Source organism: Pseudogemmobacter blasticus (assembly GCF_003071405.1).
Taxonomy (GTDB): domain Bacteria; phylum Pseudomonadota; class Alphaproteobacteria; order Rhodobacterales; family Rhodobacteraceae; genus Pseudogemmobacter; species Pseudogemmobacter blasticus.
Genome location: NZ_CP020470.1, coordinates 2,396,140 through 2,421,983, shown reverse-complemented (window position 1 = coordinate 2,421,983; position 25,844 = coordinate 2,396,140). Strand labels below are relative to the sequence as shown.

The following is a 25,844-nucleotide window of genomic DNA, read 5'->3' as shown; positions in this document are numbered from 1 at the left end:
TCATTCACCCTTTTGCAGCCAGCGCATGGGCAACCACCGCATTCGCGTGGCCGTGCCCCATGCCATGTTCATCTTTCAGAAACGCCACGATCTTCATGTGCGGCTGGTCCAGCAGCGGCGCGATCTGGGTGAACCAGTGCTGCATCGGCTGGCCATATTTCGCCTCGATCGACGGGAAATAGGAGGCGGGCCCTTTCACCTTTTCGGTCATTCGGCGGCCTCCTTCGCGCGGGCGAAGTCGTCGGGGAAATGCGTCAGCGCCGACATCACCGGATAGGGGGTAAAGCCGCCAAGCGCGCACAGCGACCCGGCCTTCATCGTGTTGCACAGATCGGTCAGCAGCGGGATGGCGGCGGTATCGCCCCGCGCGATGCGGTCGATGGTTTCCACACCGCGCACCGCGCCAATCCGGCAGGGGGTGCATTTGCCACAGCTTTCGATGGCGCAGAACTCCATCGCGAACCGGGCCTGTTTCAGCATGTCGGCGGTGTCGTCGAACACCACGATCCCGGCATGGCCGATCAGCCCTTCGGCGCTGGCGAAACTTTCATAGCAGGTCGGCGTGTCAAACAGCGACGACGGGAAATAGGCCCCGAGCGGCCCGCCCACCTGCACCGCCTTGACCGGGCGGCCGCTGGCGGTGCCGCCGCCGATGTCGTTGACGATCTCGCCCAGACCCATGCCGAAGGCCACCTCGAACAGCCCGCCATGGCGCACGTTGCCGGCGATCTGCAGCGGAATCGTCCCGCGCGACCGGCCCAGCCCGAAGTCGCGGTAGAAGGCCGCACCCTTTTCAAAGATCACCGGCACCGTGGCCAGCGAGATGACGTTGTTCACCACCGTCGGCTTGCCCAGGAACCCTTCCAGCGCCGGCAGCGGCGGCTTGGCGCGCACCACGCCGCGCTTGCCCTCAAGGCTGTTCAGCAGGCTGGTCTCCTCGCCGCAGACATAGGCCCCGGCGCCAACCCGGATTTCGATGTCGAAGGCATAGGCCGACCCAAGGACCGACGGCCCCAGCAGCCCCGCCTTGCGGCCAACCTCCACCGCGGCGCGCATCACCCGGATCGCGTCGGGGTATTCGCTGCGGATATAGACATAGCCGCGCGTCGCCCCCACGGCGATGCCGGCGATGATCATGCCTTCGATCAGGTGGAAGGGGTCGCCCTCCATCAGCATACGGTCGGCAAAGGTGCCGCTGTCACCTTCGTCGGCGTTGCAGACAATGTATTTCTGATCGGCCTTCGCCTCGGCCACCGTTTTCCACTTGATGCCGGTGGGGAACCCCGCCCCGCCCCGGCCACGCAGGCCCGAGTCGATGACAGACTGCACGATTTCGGTCGGCGGCAGCGCCAGCGCGCGTTCCAGCCCGACAAGCCCGCCCTCGGCCCGGTAATGCGCCATGTCCAGCGGGTCAATCAGGCCGACGCGGGCAAAGGTCAGCCGCGTCTGCTTTTTCATCCAGGGCAGATCCTCCGTCGGCCCCAGCGCCTTGGCCGAGGTGTCGTCCAGAATGGCGGCCACATCGGCGGCTGTTGCGGGGCCATAGGCCAGCCGCATCCCATCGCGCTCCACCTCGACCAGCGGTTCCAGCCAGACCATGCCGCGGCTGCCGTTGCGGACCAGCGTCAGGTCCAGCCCGCGGCGGGCGGCCTCGGCCTGCACGGCGGCGGCCACATCGTCAGACCCAAGCGCGCGCGCGGCGGCATCGGCAGGAACATAGACCTTCATGCCAGCACCTCGGTCGCGATACGGTCCACCGCCGCCTCATCCAGCCGGCCTACCAGCCGGCCATTGACCATGGCCGCCGGGGCACAGGCGCACAGGCCCAGACAATAGACCGGCTCCAGCGTCACCTTGCCGTCGGCCCGGGTTTCATGGAACCCGACGCCCAGCTTGCGCTCGGCATGGTGGGCCAGATGGTCGCCGCCCATGGCCTGACACGCCTCGGCCCGGCACAGCTTGACCACCGACCGCCCGGCCGGTTCCGCGCGGAAATCGTGGTAGAAGGAAATCACGCCATGCACCTCGGCCTTGCCCAGGTTCAGCGCCTCGGCAATCACCGGCACCACGGCCTGCGGCACATGGCCGAAGGCGGCCTGAATGTCGTGCAGGATGGGTAGAAGCGGCCCCTCATCCGCGGCATGGGCGCGCAGGATGTCATCCAGCGTCTGGCGGGCATGTGGCTCAAGCACGTCGGCGACGGGCATCTGGCTCCTCCTCTTCCTTGCGTCCGGTCTAGAAGCGCCTTGATAGGAGATCAAACCTGAATATCCGTCATTTGATAGATTTCAGCTATCAAATTCGACAGGCGCCCGCGCTTGCAAATCCGCTGCCATGTCTTCGCGCAGGCTGGCCAGAGCATCGTTCCCGCCCTGGCGGTGCAGCCTTGCCAGGGCCAGATGTGCCTTGGGGTCATCGGGGGCCAGCGCCAGCGCCCCCCGCCGCCAGGCCAGGGCCCGATCAGGCTTGCCTGCCTGTTCCGCCGCCGCACCCGCCAGCGCCCACAAGGCCCCGGCCCCCGGCGCCCGCAACAGCGCGGCCTCGGCTTCGGCCAGGGCCGCCGCGTCGTTGCCGCGCGCCCGGTGCAGGCGGACAAGTTCGGCCACCGGGCCAGAGGTGGCAGGGTTCAGCGCCATCGCGGAACGGAAATACGGCGCGGGGTCGCCGGTCTCCGCCTCAACCGTCAGCAGGCCGGCAAGATACGCCTTGCGCCAGTCCTGCGGATCGGCCGTCACCGCCGCCAGCGCCTCGGTCAGCGCGGCGGCGGGGCTGAACGGGCGCAACGCTTCGGCCCGGGCAGCGGCAACATCGGCCTCATAAAGCCGCTCCAGCGCGTCGATGGCACCGGCGGCCCCCGCCTGCGTGGCCAGCCACTGCATCGCCTGCACCGCAGCTAGACGGCGCGGCGACAACCCGCCCCATCGCGCCGCCGCCGATTGCGCATGACCGCAGGCCGTTGCGATCCGCGCCGAAAACTCCGCCTCGGCCTTGTCGGACCCGACCCAGCCGCGAAACGGCGGGTGGTCTGCACGGCGCATCCCGCGCGCGCGTTCATCCGCCAGCAGGTCGCCCAGCATCGCCGGATCGCGGTGCGCGGTCAGCACCTCGGGCGCCCAGACCGGCAGGCCAATGTGATCGGCCCGGTGGTTCAGCACGCCATCTTCGTTCACGCGCAATCCGGGCGGGAAGGCGCCCGCCTCTTCCAGCAGCCAACGGGCGAAGGATCGGCCAAAGTGCATCCGCTGCACATCGGGCGTTTCCGGGTGACGGCCCCAGTAGTGCAGGTAATGCGCCGCGATCCCGGCCAGACTGTCCGTCTCGGCCGGCAGAACCGGGGTTGAAACTGACAGCGCCCCGGCCAGATGCCTCCGCATCCGCCCCGAGACCCACCCCGGCGCGGCCGTGCAATCGCCCGCCAGAAAGGCAACGTATTCCGCACGCGAGGCATCGACGCCGATGTTGCGCGCGGCCCCCACATAAAGCGGCGCCTCCACCTGGATCAGCCGCACGGCAGCGGCCAGCGGCCCAAGAACCGCCGCCGCATCTCCGCCGCCCGAGTTGACGACCACGATTTCCGCCGCCTCATCCTGATCCAGCAGCGACCGCACGGCCGCCGCCAGGCCGGGCTGGGCCTGATAGCCCAGAACGATCACGCTCATCCGCGCGCCCCGCGCCAGACCGGCCCCTTCGGACAGGCGGGCACGGCCCGAAACCCACCGTCGCCACAGGGCATCTGGCGCGGCGAAATCTACGGTGGCGCGGCAGCAGGCCGTGGCCAGCCAGTCCAGCACGGGCGACCCCGCCAGACCACCGGCCAGCACGGCAAGGCTTGCCTCCGCCAGATCGGCGCGCCCGCAACGGGCGGCGGCCAAGGCGTGCAGCAGATGGGCGTGCAGGTCGGCCTTGCCGCCCCGCACCAGCGGCACGGTCAGCTCCAACGCGGCTTGCGGATCGCCGGCAACCAGCGCGCGGCGGGCGCAGGCATGGGCCAGATCGGCATCTTGGGGCGCGGCCCGGCACAAATCCTGCAACGCATGAAAGGCCGCCGCATGGCCCCCGCGTTCGATCGAGCGTTTGGCGAAATGCAAGCGCACCGCAGGCGGGTCTGGCATGACCTGCCCGATCCGGCCTGGATCAGGCGCCCAAAGCCCGTGATCCTCGACAAAGGGCGGGGAATAGCCGCGCCCCTCGGGAATGGGCTCCAGCCGCATACCGCGTTCGTCATCCAGATAGTCATATCCCGGCCGCTGATACTGCCGGTCCGGGTCGGCGGCGGCATAAAGTGCGCGGCGCAACCGGCGCCGCACCGGCGAAGCCATCCGCATGTGATAGACGTTCAGGCCCGACGCGGCGGTACGGAACCTTTCGGCATCGGTCACCCAGGCCGCGTGCAGGGGCACCGTCAGATCCTCGCCCACGGCCGAGACGGAGAAAAACCGCATCACCGCCTTGGCACCCCAGATGCCATCTGTCCGGTAATGGGTGGCATCGAACATCTCGCGCATGGCCACAGTCCACAGCGTGCCCTCGCCTTCGGCCGCCATCTCGGGCAGGCGGCGGGCAAGACGATCCTCGAACCGTTCGTCCGGGTCGCAGGCCAGAAGCCACGCCGCCCCCAGCTTCTGCGCCTCAAGGATCAGCCGGTTCCGGCGCATCGGTTCGTCCGACAGGGCGGCAGCGGAACCGCGGTCATCCCAGGCAACATAGCCATGCACGGCCGGGCGGATGTTCTTGATCAGGCCGGGCACCAGATGCGCATCATAGCGATAGGAAAACACCGCAATACGACGGGCTTCGCCACGGCGGGGGGAACGAAAGATCTCGGTGTGAAACATCTGGGGCCAATATGCAGGGCACCGGGGAAATTCCGGCCGGTTGCAGCCTATCACCCCGCCGCTTTCCGGCAAGCCGGGAAGCCGCAGGTTGACCGCAGGGGGGCGGGCCGCTAAGCCAGCCGGCATCTGCCGCAACCCCGAACCGGGAACCTGCCTTGGCCATTCACCTGCACCAGAACGACCTTCCCGACGGCCTGACCCTTGGCACCGTCGTTGCCATCGACACCGAGACGATGGGCCTTGACCCGCGCCGCGACCGGCTTTGCGTCGTGCAACTGTCCGACGGCAACGGCGATGCGCATCTGGTGCAGATCGCCCGTGGCCAGACCCGCGCGCCCAATCTGGAACGGCTGCTGACCGATCCGGCCACGCTGAAGCTGTTTCACTTCGGCCGCTTCGACATTGCCGCGCTGAAACGCGCCTTCGGCGTGACCACGGCGCCGGTCTGGTGCACCAAGATCGCCGCCAAGATGGTGCGCACCTTCACCGACCGGCATGGCCTGAAATACCTGCTGGCCGATCTGGTCGGCGTCGATGTCTCGAAACAGCAGCAGACCTCGGACTGGGGCGCTGCGGTGCTGACCGAGGCGCAGAAGGAATATGCCGCGTCAGACGTGCTGTATCTGCACGCGCTGAAAGCCGCACTTGAGGAAAGGCTGGTCCGCGAAGGCCGGCTTGAGATGGCGCAGGCCTGCTTTGCCTTCCTGCCGACGCGGGCCGAGCTGGATCTTCTGGGCTGGGATGATGACCATGACATCTTCCACCACTGACCATCTGGCCATCGGCCGCCGCGTCATCCGGCGCGAGGCCGAGGCGCTGACCATGCTGGCCGAGACGCTGGGGCCCAGCTTCACCGAAGCGGTATCGCTGATCCTGCGCGCGACCGGCCGTGTGGTGGTGTCGGGCATGGGCAAATCGGGGCATATCGCGCGCAAGATCACGGCCACGCTGGCCAGCACCGGCACGCCGGCGCAGTTCGTTCACCCGGCAGAAGCCAGCCATGGCGATCTGGGTATGGTCACGCAGAATGACGTGCTGCTGGTGCTGTCCAACTCGGGCGAGACGCCGGAGTTGGCCGACATCGTTGCCCATTCCCGCCGCTTTTCCATTCCGCTGATCGGCGTTGCCGGGCGCGAAGGCAGCACCCTGCTGCGCGAGGCGGATGTGGCCATCCTGCTGCCCCCGGCCCCCGAGGCCTGCGACAGCGGCATCGTTCCCACCACCTCGACCACCATGACGCTGGCGCTTGGCGATGCCATCGCCATTGCGCTGATGGAACACCGCGCCTTTTCGCCCGACCAGTTCCGCATCTTTCACCCCGGCGGCAAGCTGGGGGCCCGGCTGCTGCATGTGCGCGACCTGATGCACGACAACGCGCCCCTGGTCGGCGAAGCCACCCCGATGAGCGAAGCCTTGCTGACCATCACCCGCGCCGGCTTTGGCGTGGTTGGCGTAACCGATGCGAAGGGCCATCTTCTGGGCATCGTCACCGACGGAGACCTGCGCCGCCACATGGACGGGCTTCTGTCGCTGACCGCCGGGCAGGTGATGACGCGCGCCCCGCGCACCATCGCCCCCGACGCCCTTGCAGTCGAGGCGCTGGCGCTGATGAACGAAAAGAAGATCACCTGCCTTCTGGTCACCACCGATGATACCCGGGTGACCGGCGTTCTGCACATCCACGATTGCCTGCGCGCAGGCGTGGCCTGATCGCGCATGACCCGCGGCGACACCCATTCGCGCCTGGTTGGCTGGCTCAAGCTGGCCCTGCCGCTGGCGGCGCTGGTGATCCTGTCGACGCTGTTCCTGATCGCCGACCGGATCGACCCAGAAGCAGCCATTCCCTATGCCAATGTGGATGTCGAGGATCTGGCGCGCGATCCGCGGATGACCACCCCTTCTTACGCCGGGCTGACATCGGACGGCTCGGCGCTGACGCTGACGGCCGAAACCGCCCGCCCCGCGGGCGAGGACAACTCCGCGCAGGCCAAGGGCGTGCAGGCCCGGCTGGACATGCCCGGCGGCGGCCATGCCGACATTGCCGCAGCAACCGCTGCGCTGGATACGGTGGCCGGGCGGCTGACCATGGCTGGTGGCGTGACCATCACCACCTCGACGGGCTATACCGTCACCACGGATGAAATGATCGCCCGGCTTGACCGGACGGGTGCCGAAAGCAGCACCGCGGTGGCTGCCGAAGGCCCCCCCGGCAGGATTACCGCCGACTCCTTCACCCTTTCGCAGTCACCCGATGCCGGAAATCCCTATCTTCTGGTTTTCAGCGGCCGCGTTAAGCTGCTATATCAACCCGGCGGCTGAAGCTGCATGACAGGCTCATCATGATTGGCGCCCTTCGCACCTTGTTCCTTGCTGCCGTTCTTGGCGCCAACGTCTCTGTGGCCATGGCCCAGGAGGCCAAGGTTGCCTTTGGCGGCCTGTCGCAAGACCCCAGCCTTCCGGTCGAGGTTCAGGCCGACAAGCTGTCGGTGAACAACGGCGACGGCAGCGCGGTCTTTGCCGGGAATGTTGTGGTCGTGCAGGGAGAAATGCACATGAACGCCGCCGAGGTGCGGGTGGAATACACCCCCGGCGGCAACCAGATCTCGCGCCTGCACGCGACCGGCGGCGTCACGATTTCCAACCTGGCCGACGCGGCCGAATCCCGCGAGGCGGTTTACACCATTGATGCCGGGACCATCGTGATGACCGGCGATGTGCTGCTGACCCAGGGGCCGACCGTGCTGTCGGGCAAGAAGCTGACCATCCACCTCAAGGACGGCACCGGGGTGATGGAGGGCCGCGTTTCCACCACTTTCGTGCCGAGCGGCAACTGATGGCCGCCTCGACCGCCCGCCCGGAACTGACCGTCACGGAAGGATCGCAAGGGCTGCAGATCCGTGCCTTGCGCAAATCCTACAAGAAACGCCCGGTGATCCGGGACGTGTCGATGGACCTGCGCCGCGGCGAAGTGGTGGCGCTGCTGGGGCCTAACGGCTCGGGCAAGACGACCTGCTTTTACGCCATTGCGGGGCTGGTCACGCCGGATGGCGGACAGGTGCTGATCGACGGCAAGGATGTGACCGCGCTGCCGATGTATCGCCGCGCCCGGATGGGAATCGGCTATCTGCCGCAGGAAGTTTCGATCTTCCGCGGCCTGTCGGTGGAAAACAACATCCTGGCCGTGCTGGAGATTGCCGAGCCCGACCACCACAAGCGGCGCGAGCGGCTGGAAGAACTGCTGTCGGAATTCTCGATCACCCATCTGCGGCAGGCGCCCGCGCTGGCCCTGTCGGGCGGGGAACGGCGCCGGGTGGAAATCGCCCGCTGTCTGGCGGCTGATCCCAAGTATCTGCTGCTGGACGAGCCCTTCGCCGGTGTTGACCCCATCGCCGTGGGCGAAATCCGCCATCTGGTGCATGATCTCAAGGGGCGCGGCATCGGGGTGCTGATCACCGACCACAACGTCCGCGAGACGCTTGAGATCGTGGACCGCGCCTATATCCTGCATGACGGCAAGGTTCTGATGTCGGGAACGACGGATGAGGTCGTCCGCGACGAGACCGTTCGCCGGGTCTATCTTGGCGAGAACTTCCGCATCATCTGATCGCGTCATCTGTGCCTGTTGACAGGCCGCCCTACCTGTCACCAAATGGAGGAGATGAGCGCCAAGATCGCCCCCTGCTTCCCCATGGACGCGGCTGATCACCGGCCCCGCCCCCGTGCGGTCAAACCGGCGCCATCACCGTCCGCATCAGAAGACCCGCGCAGCCACATGAAGGCTGGCCTGCGCGACCATGCATGAAAAGGAGAGAGCATGCGTTATCAGATCAGTGGAAAACAGATCGACATTGGCGAGGCTCTTCAGACCCATGTGAAAGCCGAGCTGGGCGAGGTGATTGAGAAGTATGCCCAGCGTCCGACCGAATGTGTGGTCGTCTTTTCAAGATCCGCGCATGAATACGTCTGCGAAACCGTGATACGCCTGTCCACCGGGCTGACGGCGCAGGCCAAGGGCACGGCGACCGAGATCTATGCCGCGTTCGAAGCCTGCCGCGAACGGATGGACAAGCAGCTGCGCCGCTACAAGCGGCGAATCCGCAACCACCATGTTGATCGCAAGGGCCCGGTTGAATTCGCCGGAGCGTCCCAGTATATCCTCGCCGCATCCGAGGAGACCGAGGACGCAGAGCCGGATACGCTTGCCCCCGTGGTCATCGCCGAGATGGAGACGAAGATCCCTTCGATCACTGTTGGCGAGGCCGTGATGCAACTGGATCTGGCAGGGCAGAAACTTCTGGTCTTCCGCAACGAAGGTCATGGGGGCGTGAACGTCGTGTACCGCCGCGAAGACGGCAACATCGGCTGGATCGACCCGCGCAACAGCAGATAGGCCAACAGGCCCCAACGGCGACAGGACCGAATTCCCGCATGGAACTTTCCAGCCTTCTCGTCCCCAATGCTGTCCGTGTTGTGGGGCAGTTCACGTCAAAGAAACGGCTCTTTCAGGAGCTGGGTGAAATCGCGGCGCAGGCCTACGGTATGCAGTCCGCGCTTGTTGTGGACGGGCTGCAGGAACGCGAAACCCTGGGACCAACCGGCGTGGGGCATGGCATTGCTCTGCCCCATGCCCGCCTGGAAGACCTGACCCGCATCGCCGGCATCTTCATCCGGCTGGAACGCCCGCTGGATTATGACAGCGTGGACCGCCAGCCGGTCGATCTGGTGTTCGGACTGCTGGCCCCCAAGGATTCGGGGGTAGACCATCTCAAGGCGCTGGCGCTGGTCAGCCGGACCATGCGCGATCAGGGCGTGGTATCCAAGCTGCGGGCCAACACCGACCCGGCCAAGCTGCACGCCATCCTGACCGAAGCCCGCGCGCCACAGGCGGCCTGAACCAGCCGCCCCGAAATCCGGCTGGTGCAGCAGGCGGGTGTCCGGTCAATCCGTCTCATTGCCAGTGCGGGATGGCGGCGGTAGTCAACCGGCGGCAGAAGCGATTCACCCTTCCCTCGTCGCCAAGAAGGATGCCCGACATGTTCCAGTTCCTCGCCTGCTCTTTTGCGCTGTCGCTGGTGCTGTTGCTGGGCGCGGCCGAGCTGGAGCGGCGGGCGATCGTGGCGCGGCGCATGGGCCCGAACGGCCGGGCCATGCTGGCCGCGCTGGCCATTTCGGCGCTGGCCTCGCTGGTGGTGATCGTGGTCGCGGCCTATTCGGCGGGCTGGATCTACCTGCTGCACCTGCTGGGGGCGACCATCGTCTATCACGGGGTCATGGGGGTTTTCCTGGTGCATGGCTTGCAGGAAGTCTCGGCCCGGGCAAATGCCGAAAGCGGCCCCTTGCGGAGCTGACGCCGCCCGGTGTCACGGGCGGCATCGGCCGATTTCATCGCGTCAGAGGCCGCGCGCCTGACGGCGTGGCTCAGACCGGCATGAACGCCTGACGTTCGGGATCGAACTGTTCCAGATCCCCTTCGCCGGTATCGGTCCAAAGACCGTGCAGGGTCAGCCGCTCGGCCTGAACCGCCTCGGCCACGAAGGGGAAGGTCATCAGGTTTTCCAGGCTGGTCAGGACGGCCTGCTTTTCCAGCGCGCGCAGGATCGTGTCATCGGACAGATGCGCGACCTTCTCGAAGCCGGGGCGAAGGATGTCCATCCAGCGACCGACAAAGCTGGTCTTTTCCTCCAGTGCCGGGGCATGGCCCCTGCACATGTCGTGACACCCCTTCACGCCGCCGCAGTTCGAATGCCCGAGCACGACGACATGCGCGACCCCAAGCGAGGTGACGGCATATTCCACTGCGGCCGAGGTCCCGTGATATTCGCCATCGGGGTTATAGGGCGGCACCAGATTGGCAACGTTGCGGTGGATGAAGAACTCGCCCTCGTCGGCCCCGAAGATCGAGGTGACGTGGACACGCGAGTCACAACAGGAAATGACCATCGCGCGCGGGTGCTGGCCGCTTTCGGCCAGGCGGCGATACCAGGCGCGGTTCTGCTGGTAGGTCGTTGCCTTCCAGCCATGGAAACGCTGGATCAGATAGGCGGGCAGCGGGCGGGCGTGGATCATGGGCGTCCTCCTTGCGGGCCTCAACAGGGGCGGCCTTGAGGTAGGGCGCATTTGCGGAAAATGCGAGGGGCAAAATGCGTGATCAGGCATCTGGTCGCAACGAACGGGTAAGCATGGCCTGCGAAACTGGCGGACGGGTGTGAAATGACGGGCTTTGAGGGGCGGGGGGTATCGGGATGGGCAGGGTCACGCAGTTGCGCCCGCGCGAACGGGTGCGCCAGGATGGTGAGGCTATCGCGGTGATCTACCGCAACCTTGGTGCTGCGGCGGCAGACCAGATCGTCGCCCGCGCGCTGGCGGAACTGGCGGCGGCCATGGCGGGCGTCGCCGCGCAGGTGAAGGGGCATCAACTGGCCGATCTGGGTCGCCACCTAAGGCGGGTGCAGGGCATGGCTGAAAACCTGGGCATGGTCAGCCTGTGCAATGTGGCCGCCGATGCGCGGGCCTGTCTGGACCGTGGCGATTCGACGGCCTTCGCGGCGGTCTGGGCGCGGCTGTTGCGGGTGGCGGAACGGTCGCTGGCGGCCGACCACGGCTTTGCCGATCTGTCGGTCTAGGGCTTGCAGGCGGCGTGGCCAGCGTTAGGGTCGGGGCGGAAACACCCAACCGGACCGGACCATGACCCCCGCCTTTGCCCCTGCCGATTCTGCCACGCTGCCCTTTCACGTTGTTTCGCCTGACGGGCTTGAGGCGTTCCTGTCGGGGCCAGGCGCGGCCCATGCCGGATGGCTGACCGCGACCGGCTTTCAGGCTGCCTTGGGTGAACTGCGGCTTCTGCCGGGCGCCGATGGCAAACTGGCCGGGGCCGTTGCGGGGTTGGGCACGGACAAGGCCCGCGCACGGCAACGCTTTGGCCTTGCCAAGGCCGTGGCCGGGCTTCCGGGCGGCGACTGGCACCTTGAGGGCCCCCTGACGCAGGACCAGACGGCAGAGGCGGCGCTGGCCTGGCTGTTGTCGGGCTATCGCTTCGACCGTTACCGCCCCGGCGCGGCGGCACCCGCGCTGTCCCGGCTGAAGGCACCCGCCGGGCTGGACACCGCGCGGATCGAGGCGATGGCGGCAGGTGAATTCCTGACGCGCGACCTGATCAACACCCCGGCCCAGGACATGGGGCCGGCCGAGCTGGAACAGGCGGTGCTGGATCTGGCCGCCCGCTTCGGCGCGACAACGCAGGCGATCCGGGGCGATGATCTGCTGGCGCAGAACTTCCCGATGATCCATGCCGTCGGCCGCGCCAGCCCGCGCGAACCACGGCTGCTGGACCTGCGCTGGGGCAGCACCGGGCCACGGCTGACGCTTGTGGGCAAAGGCGTCTGCTTTGATACCGGCGGGCTGAACATCAAGCCCTCGAACGGCATGAGCCTGATGAAAAAGGACATGGGCGGCGCCGCCACCGTGCTGGGTCTGGCGCAGATGGTCATGGCGCTGAACCTGCCCCTGCGGCTGCGGGTGCTGATCCCGGCGGTGGAAAATGTCATCTCGGGCAATGCGCAAAAACCCAAGGACATCCTGATCAGCCGCAAGGGCCTGACCGTTGAGGTCAATGATACCGATGCCGAGGGGCGGCTGATCCTGGGCGATGCACTGGCCTATGCGGTGGAAGAAGAAACCGATGCGCTGATCAGCATGGCCACGCTGACCGGCGCCGCGCGCATTGCCGTGGGCCCGGACCTTGCCCCCTACTGGGCGCAGGATGATGCCATGGCCGCCGCGCTGGAAGCGGGGGCGAAGACAGGGTTCGATCCGGTCTGGCGGCTGCCGTTCCATGACGCCTATGAAAGTGTCATCGAACCGGGCATCGCCGATCTGGACAACGCGCCGGGCTTCGGCTTTGCGGGCAGCATCACCGCCGCGCTGTTCCTGCGCCGCTTTGCCGACCATCCGCGCTACATGCATTTCGACATCTACGGCCACAGCCCGACCGAGGCCCCGGCCCGCCCGAAAGGCGGCGTCGGACAGGGGGCGCGGGCCATCCTGAACGCGCTGCCGCAGATGCTGGGGATCTGACCCATGGATCGCCGCCTGACCCCGTTTTCCGGCCGCAAGGCCCTGACCGTGCTGCAAGGCCAGGTCGCGGCCAGCTTTACCGAAGGCGAACCGGCCCGGATTGCGCCTGCGCTGGCCCCGCTGCTGGCCAACCCCGGCGGAATCGTTGACCGCACTCTGATCCATGGCGATGCGGTGACGGTGATCGACCGGCGTGACGGACATGCCTTCGTGCAGGCCGCGAAAGATGGCTATTGCGGCTGGCTGCCCGAAGCGGCGCTTGGGCCAGACGGCCCCGTCACCCACCGGGTCAGCAGCCCGGCCACCCATCTTTACCCCGCGCAGAACCTCAAGGCGCCGCCCATCATGCCGCTTTACCTGAATGCCCGCGTTCAGGTGCTGTCGGTCAGCGGCAAATGGGCCGAAACCCCCGCCGGCTTCATCGACTCCAGCCATCTGGCACCCGAAGGCAGTTTCGCCGCCGATCCGGTGGCGGTGGCCGAAACCATGCTGCACGCGCCCTATCTCTGGGCCGGCAATTCGGTGTCCGGGGTCGATTGTTCGGGGCTTGTGCAACTGTCGCTCCACGCCGCCGGCCGCCCCTGCCCCGGCGACAGCGACCTGCAACGCAGCCTTGGAACCGAAGTTCCCGAAGATGAACCGTTCCGGCGCGGCGACCTGATCTTCTGGAAAGGGCATGTCGCGCTGCTGGCGGCGCCCGACACGATCCTTCATGCCACCGCCCATACGATGCGCGTGATCCGAGAGGATCTGCAAACGGCCATCACCCGGATCGAGGCACGCGAAGGGCTGCCGGTCATCGCCCGGCGTCGGCCCTGAGGCTTCAGTCCACCGGGCGGATCAGCTTGCGCTCCAGCACCTTGAGAACAGCCTCAAGCTCATGCCCGCGGCGCAGGATATGGCCGCCTTCGCTGACCACGGCATAGATGCCCTGCTTGGCCCGCAGCTTTGGTCGCTTTTCAATCCGGTAAAGCGGGGTTTCGGCTGTGCGGCGGAATACGGCGAACACCGCCGCCTCGGCCCCGTGGGAAATGCCGTAATCCCGCCATTCGCCGGCGGCCACCATCCGGCCGTAAAGGCGAAGGATCAGCGAAAGCTCCCGCCGGTCAAAGGCCACCTGCTCGGGCAGATGGCCACCCGACGGAAAGGGAACGGGCGCTTCCATGTTCATGGGATCAGCCTGCCCGACCTTCCCCTTCAAATCAAGCGCGCGGCGTCACCTTGCCGTTACACGAACCCCGGCGCGACGCGCAGTTCGCCCGTGACCAGCCCGCGCCAGTTCTTCTGGATCGGGTTCAGCCGTTTTTGCGCGTCGGGATGGGCGGCGTCCAGCACCCCCAGCTTGACCAGCAACGCGGCGATGGCCGCCTCGGACGCGCGGGAATTGCCGTCCAGCACCTTCAGCGCGATGCCAAGGCCCTGTTCAGGCAGGATCGCCACGAACACCGCCTCGGCCCCGGTCTTGATGGCCACCTTGCCGCCCATGGCCCGCATCAGTTCGGTGCAGGCGCGGCCTTCGCCGGCCACCAGTTCGGGATACTGCGCCATGGCATGGGCCAGCCGGTGCATCGCGCTTTCGTGCACACCATGGCCTTCGCGCGCCGTGGCAAAGGCCGCCATCGACCGGGCCAGCCCTTCAAGGCTCATCGCGAAGTTCGGGGCGGAACAGCCGTCGATCCCCCAGCCCGAGATGGTTTCGCCGGTCACCTCCTCGGTCGCGGCGCGGATCGCCTTTTGCAGCGGGTGGTCGATCTCCACATATTCCGGCCCGGCCTTCAGATGGCGGGTTGCCGTCAGGAAGCCGGAATGTTTGCCGGAACAGTTGTTGTGCAACTGGCAAGGGGCGTCTCCGGCGCGGATCAGGCGGTCACGTTCCTCGCGGTCGGCGGGTTCATGCGCGCCGCAGCGCAGGTCGGCCTCGGTCATGCCAAGATTGGCCAGCCAGCGCCCGGCCATTTCCACATGCAGATGCGCGCCCTGGTGGCTGGCGCAGGACAGCGCCAGATGCGCATCGGTCAGACCCACCGCAGCGGCAGCCCCGCTTTCGACCAAAGGCAGCGCCTGGATCATTTTGCAGGACGACCGCGGAAACACCACCGCCGCCGGATTGCCCCAGGCCTGGACGATGCCACGGGCATCGCAAATCACGGCATGGCCCAGATGCGTGCTTTCCAGAAGCCCGCCACGCCACACCTCGGCCATGGGAACCGCGCCCTGATCCACCCTTGTCATGCCGCCTCTCCGTCACAGATGTGCGATTTTCTGCCCATGGGGCTTTCGCCCAATGGCCTTTTTCAGTAAAGCTGGAGTATCGGGTTCAGGACGCCTCTGCCAGCACGAACAAGGCCAAAGGCCGGGCAGCGCAGGGGCAAAGAGGCAAAAGACAGCTTGGAGGCTGCGTCAGACATGACTTCCGCCCTTCGCCGCGTGCTCTGCGCAGCCGCGTTCACCTTGGCCGCCACTGGCGTGGTTGCCGCTCAGGAATCAACCAATCGGGTGGCGACGCTGACCGACTGGAACGTATTTGTCGAGGAAAGCCCCAAGGAATGCTGGGGCGTGTCCAAGCCGAAGGAAACGGTCAACAGCCGCGATGGCAAGCCGGTCTCGGTGCGCCGCGGCGACATCCTGCTGTTCGTGACCTTCCGCCCCGGCAAACCCGGCGAGATCAGCTTTACCGGCGGCTATCCCTTCGCCAGCGGTTCGACCGTCAAGGTCACCATCGACGGCGGCAACAGCTTTGACCTGTTCAGCGATGGCGAATGGGCCTGGCCGGGCAGCGCGGCGGATGATGCGGCGCTGCTCAAGGCGCTCAAGGCCGGCGGCAGCGCGGTGGTCAGCGCCCGGTCGGGCAAGGGCACCCAGACCAAGGACACCTTCAGCCTGCGCGGCTTTACCGCCGCCATGGCCGATGCCGAGAAGCGCTGCAAGTAAGCCGCAGCCTGCGACCGGCCTGTAGATTTGCGCCCCGGCTTCCGGGGCGCTTTCGTTTTTCGGGGGAATCATCTATATCCCCGCCATCCGCCAGATCGCCTGTGACAAGGCCCGAACCGAAAGATCTGCCCATGACCGCCCCGATCACGCAAGACGTGCTGACCCTGCCGCGCAAGCTGCCCGACACCGGGCGGACCAACATCGTCGGCCTGACGCGCCCGCAACTGCGCGAGGCGCTGATCGCCGCCGGCACGCCGGAAAAGCAGGCCAAGATGCGCGTGGGCCAGATCTGGCAATGGGTCTATTACTGGGGCGTCCGCGATTTCGCCGCGATGACCAACCTGGCCAAGGACTATCGCGCCCTTCTGGCCGAGCGGTTCGAGATCGCGCTGCCGCAGATCGTGACGCGCCAGATCAGCGCCGACGGCACCCGCAAATACCTGCTGCGCATCGCCGGCGGGCATGAGGTGGAAACCGTCTATATCCCCGAGGAAGGCCGCGGCACCCTGTGCATCAGCAGCCAGGTGGGCTGCACGCTGACCTGTTCCTTCTGCCACACCGGCACGCAGAAACTGGTGCGCAACCTGACCGCGGGCGAAATCGTTGGCCAGGTCATGGTGGCGCGCGATGATCTGGGCGAATGGCCGGAACCGGGCGAAGGCAGCACGGGTGAACGCCTGATCTCGAACATCGTGCTGATGGGCATGGGTGAGCCGCTCTACAACTTCGACGCGGTGCGTGATGCCATGGGCGTGGTCCGCGATGACGAGGGGATTGCCCTTGGCCGCCGCCGCATCACCCTGTCGACCAGCGGCGTGGTGCCGGAAATTTCCCGCTGCGCCGAAGAAATCGGCTGCCAGCTTGCGATCAGCTTCCACGCCACCACTGACGAGGTGCGCGACCAACTGGTGCCGATCAACAAGCGCTGGAACATCAAGACCCTGCTGGACACCCTGCGCGACTATCCGCGCCTGTCGAACAGCGAACGGATCACCTTTGAATATGTCATGCTGAAAGGCGTGAACGACAGCGACGCCGACGCGCGCCGACTGGTCAAGCTGATTGCCGGCATCCCGGCGAAGATCAACCTGATCCCGTTCAACGAATGGCCCGGCAGCCCCTACCAGCGGTCGGACTGGGAGCGGATCGAGGCCTTCGCCGACATCATCTACAAGGCGGGCTATGCCAGCCCCATCCGCACCCCGCGCGGCGAAGACATCATGGCCGCCTGCGGCCAGTTGAAATCAGCCACCGAACGCGCGCGGAAACCGGCGCGCGAAGTGACGGCCGAGGCGGGGCTTCCGGCCTGACGCCACCGCGCTTGGCAAGCGGTGCATCGGGTATTTGGGCCAAGATGAAGTTCACGCTTTGTTTTCTTTTCTGGCGTGAAAACGCCGGGGCTGCTAGCCTGCGCGCATGACCCTGCCGCTGATCCCGAACACCACCGCCCGCCGCCTGTTCCTGGACCGTCATGCCCTGGCCGAAGCCCCCACGGGCGCGGCAAAGGGGGCGGCGCTGGCCGGGCTGATCGACCGTATCGGCTTCGTACAGGTGGACAGCATCAACACCGTCGAACGGGCGCATCACATGATCCTGTGGTCGCGCCGGCAAAGCTATCAGCCGGCCGCGCTGAAGCGGCTGGCCGAGCGCGACCGCGCGCTGTGGGAACACTGGACGCATGATGCCAGCGTGCTGCCGATTTCGGTCTATGGGCATTGGAAGCACCGCTTCAACCGCGACCGGCAGCGGCTGGTTGACCGCTGGACCGGCTGGCAGCGCGACGGGTTCCACCACAAGTTCGACGAGGTACTGAAGCGGGTGGCCGACGGTGGCCCGGTCAGCAGCGGCGACGTGGGCGAAGGGGAAGAGCGCGGCAAGGGCGGCTGGTGGGACTGGCACCCGTCAAAGGCGGCGCTGGAATACCTGTGGCGGGTGGGCGATCTGGCTGTCTGTCACCGCGACGGGTTCAAGAAGGTGTATGACCTGACCGAGCGCGTCATCCCCGAAGCGGCGCGGCGGGCTGACCCCGCGCCCGGGGAAACGCTGGACTGGGCCTGTTCCACCGCGCTGGACCGGCTGGGTTTTGCCACCAGCGGCGAATTGGCGGCCTATTGGGCGCTGGTCGGCCCCGACGAAGCCAAGGCCTGGACACGCGAGGCCCTGGCCCGCGGCACGGTGATCGAGGCCGAGGTCGAAGGCTGGACCGGCACCCGCCGCAAGGTGGTGACACGACCCGAAACGCTGAACATCGTGCCGCCGGCCCCACCCGCGCGGCTGCGGGTTCTGTCGCCCTTCGATCCGGCGCTGCGCGACCGCAAGCGGGCCGAGTTCCTGTTCGGCTTCTTCTACCGGATCGAGGTGTTCGTGCCCGAACCGCAACGGCAATACGGCTATTACGTCTTTCCGCTGCTGGAGGGCGACCGGCTGGTCGGCCGGCTGGATGCCAAGGCGTTCCGCGACACGGCCACGCTGAAGGTGCGCGGCTTGTGGCCCGAACCGGGCGTCCGGCTGGGCACCGGCCGCCGCGCGCGGCTTGAGGCAGAACTGGACCGACTGGCGCGCTTTGCCGGCTGTGATCGGGTCGAATATCTGCCGGGCTGGGAAAGGGCGGCGGCCTAATCGCCCGCGCCGGGCCATTGCGGCAGCCCGTCGGTCAGCGCGTAGTAATCGCCCTTGTCAGCCACGAAGATATGGCCGGCCAACCGCCCGCCGGTCGGCGCCTCGATACAGCCCGCCTCGACCGAGAAGCTGCCATCAGCCGCACGGAAAAACAGCGATGTGCCGCAACCGGGGCAAAAGCCGCGCCGCCCGCCCCCCGTGGTGACATATTCGGCCAGATGCCGGGCCTGCCAGTGCAGATCGGGTTCGCTGGCGTCAAAACTGGCCGCGTAATGCCCCGAGGTCTTGCGGCACTGGCGGCAGTGGCAGGCGGTGACTACGCCCATCGGGCCGGGCAGGGAAAAGCGGTTTGCTCCGCACAGGCAGGCGCCCTGCAGGACAGCGGGGGTGGTGGTCAGCCGGGGCGGCGGGCCACCGGCGGGGGTGTAATAGTCGCCCGCATCGGCATGAAAGATGCTGTCCGCGGTGGCCAGCCCGGTTTCCCCGTCCAGCGCGCCGGCGGCAAAGGACAGGCGATCCTCGGCTTCCGGCTGCCAGAACAGGAAGGACCCGCAATGCCGGCAGAAGCCGCGTTGCGCGGCGGGGCTGGCACGATACCAGACCAGACCGTCATCGCGCGTCAGGCGAAAGCGATCGTGCGGAACCGAGGTTGCGGCCCAGAAATGCCCCGATTGCTTGCGGCATTGCCGACAATGGCAATCAACCACGTCGCGCAAGGGCGGGTCCACCTCAAAGGCGACGGCACCGCAAAGGCAGGCGCCCTGCATCACGCCGCATCCCGGAACACCGTGGCCAGCAGCGGCACCAGCCAATCTTTATCGGCCTTGGTAAAGGCGGCGGGCGTGTTGCTGTCCAGATCCAGCACCCCCAGAAGCCGCCCCGCGCCGTTCCAGACCGGCAGCACCAGTTCGGACCGGGTGGTCGAGGAACAGGCGATATGGTCGGGGAAGGCGTCGACATCCGGCACGTTCTGCACCTGTCCGCTGCGGGCGCAGGCGCCGCAGACCCCGCGCGAGAACGGGATGACCAGACAGCCATGCCCGCCCTGATAGGGCCCGATCTTCATCAGCTCGGGCGCAACGACGCGGTAGAACCCCGTCCAGTCGCTGAACGGATGGCGGGCGTGAATCTCGCAGGCCAGCGTGGCCATCAGCGCCACCGCATCGGTTTCCCCGTGGGTAAGCGCGAGAATTTCCTTCGTGGCAGTTTCGTAATCCATTCAATACCCCAAAGCGCAGCCGTCCTTGCGCGCATCAGACCCGCCGGTCAGCAGCCCGTCCTCTCCGATCAGGATCGCCTGCGCGCCGCCCAGTGGCGTGCCCGGAATCGTCACCGCATGGCCCATCCGCGCCAGCGCGGCACGGGTTTCAGCGGAATAGCCGCGCTCCACCTCAAAGCCTTTCGGTCCGGCAAAGCTGCGCGGTGCGTCGATGGCGGCCTGAAGTTCCATCCCGTAATCGACAAGGTTCGACACCAGCCGCGCATGGCCGGCCGGCTGATACTGCCCGCCCATCACACCAAACGGCATGACGACACGGCCCGCGCGCCGCAGCATGGCCGGAATGATGGTGTGCATCGGCCGCTTGCCGCCGCCGGCCTCATTCAGGTGGCCCGGGGTCAGGCTGAACCCTGCGCCGCGGTTCTGGAAATTGATGCCGAACCGGGCCGAGGCAAGGCCCGAGCCGAAGCCCCAGAAGATGGAATAGATCAGCGACACCGCCATGCGATCCCGGTCAACCACGGTCAGATAGACGGTATCCTTGTGGACCGCCTCGGTCACAGGGGCGGGGTCGGGCATGGCGCGGTCAGCGTCGATCAGCGCGGCCAGACGGGCGGCGGTTTCCGGGGCAAGCATATGGTCCAGCCGCGGCGCCGGATCGGCGATGAAGCGGTTGCGCGCGTCATAGGCCAGTTTGGCCGCCTCGGCCTCAAGATGGGCGCGCAGGTGGCCCATCGGGGGCAGCGATTTCAGTTCGAACCGCGACAGGATGTTCAGAAGCAGGATTGCCGTAGCGCCCTGCCCGTTCGGCGGGTGCTCCAACAATTCGACATCGCCATAGCTGCCGCCGATGGGGGCGCCCCAGGTGGCCTGGGTGGCGGCAAGTTCATCGGCGGTATGGCTGCCGCCAAGGGCGCGCAGCGAGGTGATCATGTCCTCGGCCACCTCGCCGGTATAGAAACCGTCGCGGCCATGGCGGGCGATGCGGCGCAGCACTTCGGCCTGGCCGGGGGCGCGGAACATCTGGCCGGGTTGCAGCGCCGAACCATTCAGCGTGTAGAAGCGGATCGCGTCGCCTTGCAGCACCGGGGCATCCTCGGCCCAGTCATAGGCGGTGCGGGCTGCCACGGGGATGCCCTCATCCGCATAGCGGATGGCGGGGGCCAGCACCTGATCCAGCGGCAGGCGACCATGCGCCTCATGCAGTTGGCAAAACGCATCCACCGCGCCGGGCAGGGTGACGGCTTCGATGCCATGGATCGGCATCTTCGCATGACCGGCCCGCCGCAGCGCCTCGGCCGACAGCCCGGCCGGCGCGCGCCCCGAACCGTTCAGCGCCTGCACCTCTTCGGTTCCGGCGGGCTTGATCAGAACGAAGCAATCGCCCCCCAGCCCGCACATCTGCGGCTCGGCCACGTTCAGCACCATGGCGGCGGCAATGGCCGCATCCGCCGCGCTGCCGCCGGCTTTCAGGGTTTCAAGGGCGGTCAGGCTGGCCAGCGGGTGCGACGTGGCGGCCATGGCATTGGTCGCCAGAACGGCCGAACGGCCGGGAAGATGAAAATCGCGCATGAAGGCTCCTGTTTGGAAGGAGCCTATGCGGGCGGCTGCAGTCTGCCAAGCTGAAGTCTGGGGAAGGCTGCGAACCCCGGCGCCGAAGTTGGGTGGGGGCTGTTACTCCGACGCCGGGGTGAAGCTAACAAGCAGCTACGGGTCGCGTGTGCCAAACGGCGCTGGCGCTTTTTGGCGCGGATTCCGGCGGGATTGTGGCATTTCCTTTGCGCTGTTGACGATCCCTGCTCAGCCGGCAGACTGTTCCGTCCGAAGGTGAAAGCACAGCCGGTTCAGTGAACCGCAGCGGTCATAACGCAGGTCAGAGGCAAGCGCGCGAATCAGGTGCCAGCCGAATCCGCCTTCGGCAAGTTCGCCCGGCGCCGGCAGGCGGTCTGACGGCAGGCGATGGCCCGGCATCGGCCGACCCTCATCTTCAACCCGCAGACACAGCCGGCCGGGTTCGCGCGCCACCCAAAGCCGGATCGGGCCGGGCCGGCCGGCATAGGCGTGTTCGGCGATGTTGTTCAGCACCTCGGCCAGCACGATTTCGGCATTGCTGCGGTCAGCCATAGCCAGCCGGTCAAACGGCGGACCGCGCAACGCGCGACGCAACCCGTCGCGCACCGATTTCGTGCCGCTGGTCAGTTCAATCGCCGTCTCGGCCATCGTGAACCGCGCCCATCCGTCAGCCGGCCTGCCGAAGGCCAGCCTCAAGTCCGCGATGAATGGTGAAGATCGTATCCATCCGGGTCAGCCGGAACACCTTTTCCACTGTGGGCGTCAGCCCCGCCAGCTCCAGCGGACGATCCGGCGCCAGCAGTTTCATGACCGCGACCACAGCCCCCAGCCCCGACGAATCGAGGAAATGCACCCTGGCAAGATCCAGGATCACCCGCGCCGAAGGCACCGCCGTCAGGTCGCGCATCCGTTCCTTGAACTGGATGGCGGCGGCGGCATCAATCCTGTCGTCCAGTGCGCGAATAACCAGGGTCGTGCCCTGCATGGTGGATTCAAGCTGCATGTCCTTGCCCCTTGTTGCAACGGGGCAAGGCTAGAACCGAAGCGTTAGCAAGCCGTAAGCGCGGGCCGGCTTCAGTTCAGGTTGAAGGTCAGCGGATAACGGCCATCCTCGAAATCGCCGAACAGGTCAGGCACATCGGGGTGGTCGATCGGTTCGCCGGTCTCGTCGGGCACAAGGTTCTGCTCCGAGACATAGGCGACGTAATAGCTTTGCTCGTTCTCGGCCAGCAGGTGATAGAAGGGCTGGTCCTTGGACGGGCGGCTGTCTTCCGGGATATTCTCATACCATTCATCGGTGTTCGAGAACATCGCGTCCACATCGAAAACGACACCACGAAACGGATGCTTCCGATGACGGAGCACCTGCCCGATGTGATATTTTGCATGTGTGGTCTGCATCCCGATGGGGCCCTCCATGCCCGATAAATAGGCTTGGGCGGCCGTAATGTCCACCGGATCACCCGTTCAGCACCCGGTTGTGCCGGAAACAGTCTGTGACCGCGCAAGCCTCGTTCGCCCCACGAAACGGCGCCTTGCTCGCGCATATCTGATCGCAAACGCAAGGTATGAAAGGTTTTCTCCGGCGCGTCTTTGCGTTAGACTTGGACAAAAGAAAGAACAAAACCGCACGAGGGGCAAATGAGCAGGTTTCTCCGTGCGGCGCTTCTGCTGCTGTTGCTGGCCTCTTGTGGAGGCGGTAGAGAGTATGCGGCGCCGCGCCAGTTGGATGACGCATGTGCGATCATCCGCGAACGTCCGCAGTATCTTCGGGCAATGAAGGCCACCGAACGCCGCTGGGGCGTGCCGGTTGCCGTGCAGATGGCGGTGATCCATCAGGAATCTAAGTTCATCGGAAACGCCCGCACGCCGCACCGCTTTGCCCTTGGGGTGATTCCGATGGGGCGGCAAAGCACGGCCTATGGCTACAGCCAGGCGCTGAACGGCACTTGGGAAGAATACCAGAAGACCGCGGGTGGGCGCGGCGCCAAGCGCGACCGGATCGACGACGCGACGGATTTCATGGGTTGGTACTTCTCCGAGACCACCCGCAAGCTGGGCATCCCGCTGGACAACGCCGAAGCCCAGTATCTGGCCTATCACGAAGGACGCAGCGGCTATGCCAGCCAAAGCCATCTGGGCAAGCCGTGGCTTGTGCAGGTTGCCGCCAAGGTTGGATCGCGCGCGACAATGTACAGCCAGCAACTGGCGGGCTGCAGCCGCTGAACCTGACGCCGCGGCCTAGCCGCGGCGTTCAACCTCGCGCGGGATCGAGAACAGGGCGCTGCCAAGATCGCCGCCCTTCTTCATCGTGCCCAGGATCACCGTGGTCTCCTTGCCAAGATCGTCGGTGATCACCCATTGGCGCAGTTCCACCGGATCGGCCGTGAACACCAGCTCGATGGTGCCGTATTCGGGGTGCTCGGGGTCTTGTGCCTTGACCCGGGTCGAGGTGCCGTCGGCCCGGTGGCCAACCACCATCTTGGCCCGCGCCAGATCAATGTTGCTGTCCAGAATCAGGTTCAGCGGCGTCCGCTTCAGCGGATATTGCTCGGGCGCCTGGTTCGATTTGCCATCGAAGATCGCCACGCTGCCGGAACTGGCCAGCACCAGCGACTTGTCCGGCGGCGCATACTCAAACCGCACCCGGCCCGGGCGCTTGATATAGATCTTGCCGGTCGAAACCGACCCGTCCGCGTTCACTTGTGTGAAGTCAGCCTCAACCGTGGTCAGGCTGTTCAGGTATTTTGACAACGTGCCCAAGGGCAGCTTGTCGGCCAAGGCGGGCTGGCCAAGGGCCAGCAGGGCAAGCGGGGCGAGGATCGCGGTACGGCGGTTCATACCTCCTATATAAGGTATCGGCGGGGCCGGCGGAATATCCCTGCCCCGGACACTCGCGGGAATGTGCCGCAGCCGTGAAGGGCCGCCATGCCGCAGCGACAAAACACCGGCGCCGGGAATAGGGTGGGCAAGAATCTTCATTTCAGCAGCCATCCCGAAAGATCAACCACATGACCGATGATGAACGCGCTCTTCGCAGCCGCATGATCGACACCTGCCGCAAGATGAACGCAACCGGGTTGAATCAGGGCACGTCCGGCAACCTTTCGGTCCGCCACGGCGCGGGGCTGCTGATCACACCATCGTCGATGCCGTATGACGGTATGCAGCCCGAAGACATTGTCGAAATGGCCTGGGACGGCACCTATCTTGGCCGCCGGCCCAGCTCGGAATGGCGCTTTCACCGCGACATCCTGAAGGCGCGACCCGATGTCGATGTGGTGCTGCATTGCCATTCGGTACATGCGACCGCCGTCGCCTGCCATCGCCGCGATATTCCGGCCTTTCACTACATGGTGGCGGTCATGGGGGGGAACACCCTGCGCTGTGCCCGCTATGCCACCTTCGGCTCTCAGGCCCTGTCGGATGCCGCGATTGCGGCGCTGCATGACCGGAAGGCCTGCCTTCTGGGCCAGCATGGCCAGATCGCGCTTGGCAAGACGCTGGACGCCGCGCTGTCGATGGCCGTCGAGGTGGAGGCGTTGGCGCAGATGTACATCGCCGCCTGCGCCTTGGGCGAACCGCCCGTGCTGCCAGACGAGGAAATGGAGCGGGTAATCACGCAAATGCAGCGGATGAGCTATGGCCTTGCGCCCGAAGGTGACAGCACCAAGCCGGCGTGATCAGACCCGGTGATAGGGTGACCCGGCCAGAATCGTTGCCGCGCGATACAGTTGTTCGGCCAGCATCACCCGCACCAGCATATGCGGCCAGACCATCCGCCCGAAGCTGATGGCCAGATCCGCCCGCGACCGCAGGGCAGGGTCAATCCCATCGGCCCCCCCAATGACAAAGGCCGCGTCCTGCCGCCCGGCATCACGCCAGCCCGCCAGGGCTTCGGCAAACTCGGGCGAGGTCATCTGCCGGCCACGTTCATCCAGCACGCAAATCGCAGCCCCCGCAGGCACGGCGCGGGCCAGCAACTGGCCCTCGGCCACCATGCCGCCGCCGCGCTTGTCCTCAACCTCATGCTCTTCGGCCGGCCCCAGCCCCAGGGGGCGGCCGGTCTTGCCCAGACGGTCAAGGTAATCATCCACCAGCACGCGCTCGGGGCCGGCGCGCAGCCGCCCCACCGCACACAGGTGCAGCCGCATCAAAGCGTGCGCGCCCCGACCACCTGCCCGGCGGGCAGCCACATCTTTTCAAGCTGGTAGAAGTCACGCACTTCGGGGCGGAAGACATGGACGATCACGTCGCCGGTGTCGATCAACACCCAATCGCCGGTCTCTTTCCCTTCCATCTTCGCGCTGACCCCGAACGTCTGCTTAAGCCGGTCAGCCAGCTTTTCGCTGATCGCAGCCACTTGCCGCGACGACCGGCCCGAGCAGATCACCATGTAATCGGCCACGTCCGACCGGCCGCGCAGATCAATCTGCACGATGTCCTCGGCCTTGTCGTCATCGACCGAGGCAAGGACAGCCTCAAGCATCTGTTCGGGGGTAAAGGTTTCGGGCAACCGCTTGCGGTCGGCCCGCGGTCCGACCGGCAACCCGGTCGAGGGATCAGAGTGAGACAGGTGTTCGTCCTCCGGAAAT

At 66.4% G+C, this 25,844-nt stretch carries 32 protein-coding genes; 16 read left to right on the top strand and 16 right to left on the bottom strand.

What is annotated here, in order from left to right:
• Positions 1-4 precede the first annotated feature (4 nt).
• The 4 genes from B6K69_RS11810 to B6K69_RS11795 all read right to left on the bottom strand — a co-directional run bounded on the left by B6K69_RS11810 (position 5) and on the right by B6K69_RS11795 (position 4,835).
• Positions 5-211 carry a DUF4287 domain-containing protein gene (locus tag B6K69_RS11810; protein WP_107671497.1) on the bottom strand — a complete coding sequence of 69 codons (207 nt, stop codon included), beginning with the start codon at positions 209-211 and terminating at the stop codon, positions 5-7.
• The gene (locus B6K69_RS11805) at positions 208-1,728 is read right to left on the bottom strand and encodes a formate dehydrogenase beta subunit (RefSeq protein WP_108643921.1); all 1,521 of its coding nucleotides are present in this window, start codon (positions 1,726-1,728) and stop codon (positions 208-210) included. Before B6K69_RS11805 ends, B6K69_RS11810 begins: the two co-directional genes overlap by 4 nt.
• Complete coding sequence (locus tag B6K69_RS11800) at positions 1,725-2,207, bottom strand: formate dehydrogenase subunit gamma (protein WP_108643920.1); 483 nt, start codon at positions 2,205-2,207, stop codon at positions 1,725-1,727. The genes B6K69_RS11805 and B6K69_RS11800 overlap by 4 nt, the downstream gene beginning before the upstream one ends.
• Positions 2,208-2,288: 81 nt before the next feature.
• The gene (locus B6K69_RS11795) at positions 2,289-4,835 is read right to left on the bottom strand and encodes a glycosyltransferase (protein ID WP_164681949.1); all 2,547 of its coding nucleotides are present in this window, start codon (positions 4,833-4,835) and stop codon (positions 2,289-2,291) included.
• A gap of 155 nt (positions 4,836-4,990) precedes the next feature.
• Between B6K69_RS11795 and B6K69_RS11790 the strand changes: the two genes are divergently transcribed.
• From B6K69_RS11790 to B6K69_RS11755, 8 genes are all read left to right on the top strand, one after another.
• Positions 4,991-5,605: a ribonuclease D gene (locus tag B6K69_RS11790; protein WP_108643918.1), complete on the top strand. Its 615-nt coding sequence runs from the start codon at positions 4,991-4,993 to the stop codon at positions 5,603-5,605.
• Complete coding sequence (locus tag B6K69_RS11785) at positions 5,586-6,545, top strand: KpsF/GutQ family sugar-phosphate isomerase (protein ID WP_108644912.1); 960 nt, start codon at positions 5,586-5,588, stop codon at positions 6,543-6,545. Before B6K69_RS11790 ends, B6K69_RS11785 begins: the two co-directional genes overlap by 20 nt.
• A 6-nt stretch (positions 6,546-6,551) precedes the next feature.
• On the top strand, positions 6,552-7,154 hold the full coding sequence (locus tag B6K69_RS11780; RefSeq protein WP_108643917.1) for an LPS export ABC transporter periplasmic protein LptC: 603 nt from the start codon (positions 6,552-6,554) through the stop codon (positions 7,152-7,154).
• A 20-nt stretch (positions 7,155-7,174) separates the two neighbouring features.
• A complete protein-coding gene (locus B6K69_RS11775) occupies positions 7,175-7,669 on the top strand; it encodes an LptA/OstA family protein (RefSeq protein ID WP_107671503.1) in 495 nt (164 codons plus the stop codon).
• On the top strand, positions 7,669-8,439 hold the full coding sequence (gene lptB, locus B6K69_RS11770) for an LPS export ABC transporter ATP-binding protein (RefSeq protein WP_107671504.1): 771 nt from the start codon (positions 7,669-7,671) through the stop codon (positions 8,437-8,439). Before B6K69_RS11775 ends, lptB begins: the two co-directional genes overlap by 1 nt.
• Before the next feature lie 210 nt (positions 8,440-8,649).
• On the top strand, positions 8,650-9,225 hold the full coding sequence (gene hpf / locus B6K69_RS11765; RefSeq protein WP_108643916.1) for a ribosome hibernation-promoting factor, HPF/YfiA family: 576 nt from the start codon (positions 8,650-8,652) through the stop codon (positions 9,223-9,225).
• Between the two features lie 38 nt (positions 9,226-9,263).
• Positions 9,264-9,728: a PTS sugar transporter subunit IIA gene (locus tag B6K69_RS11760; protein ID WP_107671506.1), complete on the top strand. Its 465-nt coding sequence runs from the start codon at positions 9,264-9,266 to the stop codon at positions 9,726-9,728.
• Positions 9,729-9,868: 140 nt separating this feature from the next.
• Entirely contained in the window at positions 9,869-10,183 is a 315-nt protein-coding gene (locus B6K69_RS11755) for a hypothetical protein (protein ID WP_108644911.1), read from the top strand.
• Positions 10,184-10,253: 70 nt separating this feature from the next.
• Here the strand turns inward: B6K69_RS11755 and B6K69_RS11750 are convergent, their stop codons facing one another.
• Positions 10,254-10,901: a carbonic anhydrase gene (locus B6K69_RS11750; RefSeq protein WP_107671507.1), complete on the bottom strand. Its 648-nt coding sequence runs from the start codon at positions 10,899-10,901 to the stop codon at positions 10,254-10,256.
• 176 nt (positions 10,902-11,077) lie between these two features.
• Between B6K69_RS11750 and B6K69_RS11745 the strand changes: the two genes are divergently transcribed.
• From B6K69_RS11745 to B6K69_RS11735, 3 genes are all read left to right on the top strand, one after another.
• Positions 11,078-11,458: a hypothetical protein gene (locus B6K69_RS11745; protein WP_108643915.1), complete on the top strand. Its 381-nt coding sequence runs from the start codon at positions 11,078-11,080 to the stop codon at positions 11,456-11,458.
• Positions 11,459-11,519: 61 nt separating this feature from the next.
• Complete coding sequence (locus tag B6K69_RS11740) at positions 11,520-12,908, top strand: leucyl aminopeptidase family protein (protein WP_108643914.1); 1,389 nt, start codon at positions 11,520-11,522, stop codon at positions 12,906-12,908.
• Between the two features lie 3 nt (positions 12,909-12,911).
• Positions 12,912-13,727: a C40 family peptidase gene (locus B6K69_RS11735; RefSeq protein ID WP_108643913.1), complete on the top strand. Its 816-nt coding sequence runs from the start codon at positions 12,912-12,914 to the stop codon at positions 13,725-13,727.
• Between the two features lie 4 nt (positions 13,728-13,731).
• Here the strand turns inward: B6K69_RS11735 and B6K69_RS11730 are convergent, their stop codons facing one another.
• A complete protein-coding gene (locus tag B6K69_RS11730) occupies positions 13,732-14,079 on the bottom strand; it encodes a DUF2794 domain-containing protein (protein ID WP_107671511.1) in 348 nt (115 codons plus the stop codon).
• A 56-nt stretch (positions 14,080-14,135) separates the two neighbouring features.
• Entirely contained in the window at positions 14,136-15,140 is a 1,005-nt protein-coding gene (locus tag B6K69_RS11725; protein ID WP_108643912.1) for an asparaginase, read from the bottom strand.
• A gap of 174 nt (positions 15,141-15,314) precedes the next feature.
• Between B6K69_RS11725 and B6K69_RS11720 the strand changes: the two genes are divergently transcribed.
• From B6K69_RS11720 to B6K69_RS11710, 3 genes are all read left to right on the top strand, one after another.
• Positions 15,315-15,839 carry an invasion associated locus B family protein gene (locus B6K69_RS11720; RefSeq protein WP_107671513.1) on the top strand — a complete coding sequence of 175 codons (525 nt, stop codon included), beginning with the start codon at positions 15,315-15,317 and terminating at the stop codon, positions 15,837-15,839.
• Between the two features lie 125 nt (positions 15,840-15,964).
• A complete protein-coding gene (gene rlmN, locus B6K69_RS11715; RefSeq protein ID WP_108644910.1) occupies positions 15,965-17,149 on the top strand; it encodes a dual-specificity RNA methyltransferase RlmN in 1,185 nt (394 codons plus the stop codon).
• A 106-nt stretch (positions 17,150-17,255) separates the two neighbouring features.
• Positions 17,256-18,458 (top strand): winged helix-turn-helix domain-containing protein, encoded by a 1,203-nt coding sequence (locus B6K69_RS11710; protein WP_108643911.1) that lies wholly within the window; start codon positions 17,256-17,258, stop codon positions 18,456-18,458.
• Here B6K69_RS11710 and B6K69_RS18630 read toward each other — a convergent pair.
• From B6K69_RS18630 to hspQ, 6 genes are all read right to left on the bottom strand, one after another.
• Entirely contained in the window at positions 18,455-19,225 is a 771-nt protein-coding gene (locus tag B6K69_RS18630; RefSeq protein ID WP_335601249.1) for a GFA family protein, read from the bottom strand. The genes B6K69_RS11710 and B6K69_RS18630 overlap by 4 nt on opposite strands.
• Complete coding sequence (locus B6K69_RS11695) at positions 19,225-19,677, bottom strand: GAF domain-containing protein (protein ID WP_108643910.1); 453 nt, start codon at positions 19,675-19,677, stop codon at positions 19,225-19,227. Before B6K69_RS11695 ends, B6K69_RS18630 begins: the two co-directional genes overlap by 1 nt.
• Positions 19,678-21,249 (bottom strand): gamma-glutamyltransferase family protein, encoded by a 1,572-nt coding sequence (locus B6K69_RS11690; RefSeq protein ID WP_108643909.1) that lies wholly within the window; start codon positions 21,247-21,249, stop codon positions 19,678-19,680.
• Between the two features lie 228 nt (positions 21,250-21,477).
• Positions 21,478-21,897, bottom strand: a complete 420-nt coding sequence (locus B6K69_RS11685) for an ATP-binding protein (protein ID WP_108643908.1) — start codon at positions 21,895-21,897, stop codon at positions 21,478-21,480.
• Between the two features lie 19 nt (positions 21,898-21,916).
• Positions 21,917-22,252 (bottom strand): STAS domain-containing protein, encoded by a 336-nt coding sequence (locus tag B6K69_RS11680; RefSeq protein ID WP_107671518.1) that lies wholly within the window; start codon positions 22,250-22,252, stop codon positions 21,917-21,919.
• Positions 22,253-22,323: 71 nt separating this feature from the next.
• A complete protein-coding gene (gene hspQ, locus B6K69_RS11675; RefSeq protein WP_107671817.1) occupies positions 22,324-22,650 on the bottom strand; it encodes a heat shock protein HspQ in 327 nt (108 codons plus the stop codon).
• A 240-nt stretch (positions 22,651-22,890) separates the two neighbouring features.
• Here hspQ and B6K69_RS11670 point away from each other — a divergent pair, with 240 nt between their 5' ends.
• Positions 22,891-23,475, top strand: coding sequence for a transglycosylase SLT domain-containing protein (locus B6K69_RS11670; RefSeq protein WP_107671519.1), 585 nt, complete (start codon positions 22,891-22,893; stop codon positions 23,473-23,475).
• 15 nt (positions 23,476-23,490) lie between these two features.
• Here B6K69_RS11670 and B6K69_RS11665 read toward each other — a convergent pair whose 3' ends face one another.
• Complete coding sequence (locus B6K69_RS11665; protein ID WP_107671520.1) at positions 23,491-24,090, bottom strand: LolA family protein; 600 nt, start codon at positions 24,088-24,090, stop codon at positions 23,491-23,493.
• 170 nt (positions 24,091-24,260) lie between these two features.
• Here B6K69_RS11665 and B6K69_RS11660 point away from each other — a divergent pair, with 170 nt between their 5' ends.
• Complete coding sequence (locus B6K69_RS11660) at positions 24,261-24,932, top strand: class II aldolase/adducin family protein (RefSeq protein WP_108643907.1); 672 nt, start codon at positions 24,261-24,263, stop codon at positions 24,930-24,932.
• Here the strand turns inward: B6K69_RS11660 and rlmH are convergent, their stop codons facing one another.
• Both rlmH and rsfS read right to left on the bottom strand, forming a co-directional pair.
• The gene (rlmH, locus tag B6K69_RS11655) at positions 24,933-25,403 is read right to left on the bottom strand and encodes a 23S rRNA (pseudouridine(1915)-N(3))-methyltransferase RlmH (protein WP_108643906.1); all 471 of its coding nucleotides are present in this window, start codon (positions 25,401-25,403) and stop codon (positions 24,933-24,935) included.
• A complete protein-coding gene (gene rsfS, locus B6K69_RS11650) occupies positions 25,403-25,738 on the bottom strand; it encodes a ribosome silencing factor (RefSeq protein ID WP_108644908.1) in 336 nt (111 codons plus the stop codon). The genes rlmH and rsfS overlap by 1 nt, the downstream gene beginning before the upstream one ends.
• Positions 25,739-25,844 lie beyond the last annotated feature (106 nt).